Origin of the sequence: Streptomyces sp. NRRL F-5755, from assembly GCF_001279365.1 — a bacterium.
In the GTDB taxonomy this organism is placed as follows: Bacteria; Actinomycetota; Actinomycetes; order Streptomycetales; family Streptomycetaceae; genus Streptomyces; species Streptomyces rimosus.
In genome coordinates, this window is sequence record NZ_LGCW01000110.1 from 1 (window position 1) to 4,213 (window position 4,213).

Annotated in this window: 4 protein-coding genes; 1 reads left to right on the plus strand and 3 read right to left on the minus strand. The window is 70.6% G+C overall.

Annotated elements, in window-relative coordinates; genetic code table 11:
* Positions 1-302: 302 nt before the first annotated feature.
* The 3 genes from ADK86_RS13010 to ADK86_RS13020 all read right to left on the minus strand — a co-directional run bounded on the left by ADK86_RS13010 (position 303) and on the right by ADK86_RS13020 (position 2,539).
* Positions 303-770: a hypothetical protein gene (locus ADK86_RS13010; protein WP_053696736.1), complete on the minus strand. Its 468-nt coding sequence runs from the start codon at positions 768-770 to the stop codon at positions 303-305.
* A gap of 189 nt (positions 771-959) precedes the next feature.
* Positions 960-1,268 (minus strand): hypothetical protein, encoded by a 309-nt coding sequence (locus ADK86_RS13015; RefSeq protein ID WP_063788986.1) that lies wholly within the window; start codon positions 1,266-1,268, stop codon positions 960-962.
* 161 nt (positions 1,269-1,429) lie between these two features.
* Complete coding sequence (locus ADK86_RS13020) at positions 1,430-2,539, minus strand: LysR family transcriptional regulator (protein WP_053696738.1); 1,110 nt, start codon at positions 2,537-2,539, stop codon at positions 1,430-1,432.
* Between the two features lie 432 nt (positions 2,540-2,971).
* Between ADK86_RS13020 and ADK86_RS13025 the strand changes: the two genes are divergently transcribed.
* On the plus strand, positions 2,972-3,835 hold the full coding sequence (locus ADK86_RS13025; protein ID WP_053696739.1) for a DMT family transporter: 864 nt from the start codon (positions 2,972-2,974) through the stop codon (positions 3,833-3,835).
* The last annotated feature ends 378 nt before the right edge of the window (positions 3,836-4,213 follow it).

The following is a 4,213-nucleotide window of genomic DNA, read 5'->3' on the forward strand; positions in this document are numbered from 1 at the left end:
GGCGCATTGGATCAGCTTGTCCTCGTCGGCATGCGGCCAGTTGAAGCCGAGCATGTCCAGGACCCACTCCAGCGGATCCGGCAGCATGAGAGACAAGACGAAACTCCCCCGTGAAAATGCGTGTACAGCCCGCCGGTGACCGGCGGTGGCGGTGGTGACGGCGAGGCGGACGGCGGTGAGCCGGGCGGGGCCGTGGGTGGTGGCTGGTTACGTACGGGTGGTACGTAACCCTGCGGCCGGCGCCGCCCACCGTCCCCCGGGGCCTCCCAGGGCCTCCCACAACCTCCCGGGCCGGCGGCCCGTCAGTGCGTCTTGGGCCCGTCCAGACGCGAGACGAACTTGGTCGAGGTGTTGGAGTCCTGCGGGTTGGGCACGTGCTGCTTGATCAGCGAGTCGCTGAAGTCCTCGCCCTCCGCGTAATTCTTGGACATGGAGTTCAGCGCCTTGCCGATCTCCTGGAGCTTCGACGACAGATGGCCCATCGACTCGTACATGCCGTCACGTACGCCCTCGTAGACGACGCCGAACTTCTCGCCGATGTCGTCGTCGCCCCACGGCGGCATGTCCGCCTTGCTGTCGAACGTCGTCAGCCCGCTCATGAACTGCTCGCCGAACGACTTCTCCGGCTCTTTCTGGCCACCGCCGGCCGGTGGTGTACCCGGCGGGCCCGCGCCCAGCGCGCTCAGCCCGTTCATCAGCCGTACGACCGATGCCTGGAAGTCCTGACCCAGCTTGACGAAGTTGGTGCCCTCCGCCTTCAGGGACTCCACCTCGGTCTGGAACCCACCTGCTCCCACAACGCCCCCGAGTTGTCCGTGCTTTCTTCAGGTGCTACCCAAAGAGATGTTCATGCCAAAGTCTAGATGTTGCCAAGGGTCCGTACGAGGCTGGACATCGGTGCGACGCCGGTGGGCGGCCGCCCCGCTTCGACAGGTCCCGCCCCGTCAGACCCTGCGCCCTTACGACCCGCTGGGCCGATACCACCGGTGGTAGATCTTCACGGCCTCCTCCGGAGGATGGTTCGGCAGAAAGGTCACATCTCCGTTGATCTTGGAGATGGCCACGTTGCTGCCGCCCGGGTCGGCCGGTGGCGCCTGCGGGTCCGCCGGGGCCGGCCAGCTCGCGCGTACGAGGTAGCCGACGTCGAATTCGTGGACGAACAGGCCGGACGGGCCGCCGGGCGAACCGACCTCGGGAAAGTGATGCCGGCCGATTTCCAGCGCTTCCTCCGGGGTGGACGGGACCGGGCGCGATCCGTTGTCCGCCATGCCCGCATGCGGCGGGGGCGGAGGTGGCGGCGGGGGAGGGGAAGGTGTGGGCGGCTGGCCGGAAACATGGCCCGGGATGTCGGAATCTGCCATGGATTGCCCCTCCTTGAGTGTCGGTTCCGCCGGTCACGGTGCTGGCGTTTGCGTCAGCAGTGGCCAACTTAACCCACGTCGCTTCCGCGCGTTCGGTTCTCGGAGACGGTGAGATTTGGGCTGTGTGGGGGATGTGGCTGATCCGGCGGCGTGGACATCACAGGCTCCGTGGAACCAACGGGCTCGATGTGCGGCTCAGGCCGGGCTGGTTCGGCCTGCGCTGGTTCAGACTGCGCTGGTTCGGCCTGTGCCGGCTCGATGGGGAGGCCAAGACCAAGATCGCCGAGTCGATCGGGCACGTGCGTAAGGGCGTCAAGGCAGGCGCGTACGGGCGGGGTCTCCGTACCGGGGCGCCAGGCCGCCTGGACGTCGCGCCGGAGCGGCGGATCGGTCGGCAGGAAACGGACGCCGGGCGGGGCCTGGCGCCAGGCCGTGGCGGGTACGAGTGCGGCGGTCAGCCCGGCGGCCACCAAGGTGAGCTGAGTGGCATGGTCGCTGATGCTGTAGCGGAGGTCCGGCTCGACGCCGCAGGTACGCAGGGCCTGTACGAGCGCTTCGCGCGGCTCGGCCCCGGGCGGGCAGGCCGTCCACGCGACGCCGTCGAGGTCGGCGAGGCGGAGGAGGGGCCGGTCGCCGAGCGGGTGCGCCTCGTGGAGCGCCACCCGTGCCTCTTCCGTAACGAGCGTGCGTACGGCCACGCCTGCCGGCAGGTGCCGCGGCCGGTTCGACCAGTTCTCTATGAGGAGCAGGTCGAGGTCGCCGCGCAGAAGGGCGGGGAGCAGTTCGGCCACCTCGCCGTCGCGCACCGTCGGGGCGAGTCGGGAATGGCGTGTGGTCAGCGCGGCCAACGTGGTCGGCAGCAGGGTCCGTATGACGCTGCCGATGGCGCCTATCCGGAGCGGGCCGAGCACTTCGTCGTCCAGCGCGGCGAGATCGTCCTCGGCCGCGGCCAGTTGGGCCATGACCGCGGCCGCGTGGTCCGCGAGCACCCGGCCGGCGTGGGTCAGCCGTACGCTGCGCCCCTCCGGCTCCGTGAGGCGGTGACCGCATTCCCGTTCCAGCTTGCTCAGCTGCTGGCTCATGCCGGACGGCGTGATGTGCAGGGCCCGTGCCGCCCGGGCGATGGAACCGTGGGTGTCCACCGCGGCCAGGGCGCGCAGCCGCTCCAAGTTGATCATCAGGTCAGGCTAGCGACGGATCGGATCGGCAATGCGTTAGCGGAACTACTGAGTTGTGATGACAGATCGTCGCTTTTGTTCAGGGGTGGGGGTGGCCAGGGTGGAGGAATGACGGTTCGAGGGGACGATGGGGATATCCGGGGCGGCGGCGAGGTTCGGGGCAAGGCCGACGGGGACGGGGAGGCTCCGCACGGAGGGGGCGTACGGAGCGGGCTTCCGCGCCGTACCAGCGCCCGCAGTGGGCACCCGTCCCGCGCCGACGCCTGCGACGGGCATCCATCCCGCATCGGCTCTCTCGGTGGGCACCCGTCTCGCGTCGGCTCCCACGACGCGCACCCATCCCATCCCGGCTCCGGCGATGGGCGCCCTCCCCATCCCAGCTCCCGGGCTGGGCGCCCACCCCGCCCCCGCGCCCCCGGAAAGCCCATACTCATGGTGCTCGCCGGCAGCCTCTGCATCTCCGCTTCCGCCGTCTTCGTCAAGCTGTCCGGTACGAGCGCGGGGACGGCGGCGTTCTTCCGGTGCGCCATCGCGCTCCTCGTGCTGGTGCCGCTGGCCCTCGCGGAGCAGCGGACGGCGGGGCCGCGGGCCTGGCGGTTGCGGCGCCTGGACCTGGCGGCGGGCGTGTTGCTCGGCATCGATTACGTCTCCTGGGCAGCGGCGATCCACAGCGTGGGCGCGTCCATCGCCACCGTGGTCGTCAACATCCAGGTGGTGATCTTCCCGCTGCTGGCGCGCGTGTTCACCCGTACTCCCGTACCGCGGCGCTTCGTGGTCGCGACGCCCGTCATGCTGCTGGGAGTGGCATTGGCCAGCGGAGCCGTCGGCGCTCCAGCGGCGGGCAGTGCCCCGGTGACCGGCGCGGTGTTCGGCCTGGTCGCCGGTTTCGGATACGCGGGCTACCTCTTCCTGATGCGGCTCGGCGGCGGCCAGGGCCATACGGTCGGCCCGGTGTGCACGTCCACCGCGGCGGCCGCGGGCGCCGCCGCGCTGCTCGGCGGGGCGTGGACCGGCATCGACTTCTCCCTCGACGCGCGCGCCTGGGGATGGCTGACCATGCTGGCACTCGTCGGACAGGTGCTGGCCTGGTTGGTGATGACGCCGGCGCTCCCGCGCCTGGCGCCCAACGTCGGCGCGGCACTGCTGCTCCTGCAACCGGTGATGGCGATCGGTCTCGGGGTGGCGGTCGGCGAGCGGCCCACGGCGAGCCAGTTCGGAGGGTGCGTGCTGGTGGTTCTGGTGGTGTGGGGCGTGGGGCGCGGATCGGGGCGGCGGGGCGCGCGGAGCGGATCGTAAGCCCGTACGGACGCGGGGCGCACGTAGCGGCTCGTACGCCCCCGCGGACGGCGCTGAGCGCCGCCGATGTCAAAGGCGCGTAAGGCTGGACGGTTTGGGCGACAGAGGAGCGTCAGGGGCACACGGCGCGGCGCGTACGGACGGTTGAGTGATCCCACCCACAGGAGAGGCGCACCCACGCCCCTCCCTCAGGGCCCTTCACCAAACAGCGCTTCTACCCGCAGCGCCCCGTCCCTCACTGCCTCCCCTTCCGCCGCCCCGAAAGCCCCCGAGATGCAGCCTCTGGCTCCGGACCAGCAGCAGAACGTTCCCGCGTCCCCCACCGACACCCTCGCGCCCAACTCTCATACGGAACCCGGTACTCACACGGGCCCCACC

Coding starts and splice junctions, on each gene's coding strand:
- ADK86_RS13015 (WP_063788986.1), bottom strand. CDS start 1,268: ATGGCGGACAACGGATCGCGCCCGGTCCCGTCCACCCCGGAGGAAGCG.
- ADK86_RS13020 (WP_053696738.1), bottom strand. CDS start 2,539: ATGATCAACTTGGAGCGGCTGCGCGCCCTGGCCGCGGTGGACACCCAC.
- ADK86_RS13025 (WP_053696739.1), top strand. CDS start 2,972: ATGGTGCTCGCCGGCAGCCTCTGCATCTCCGCTTCCGCCGTCTTCGTC.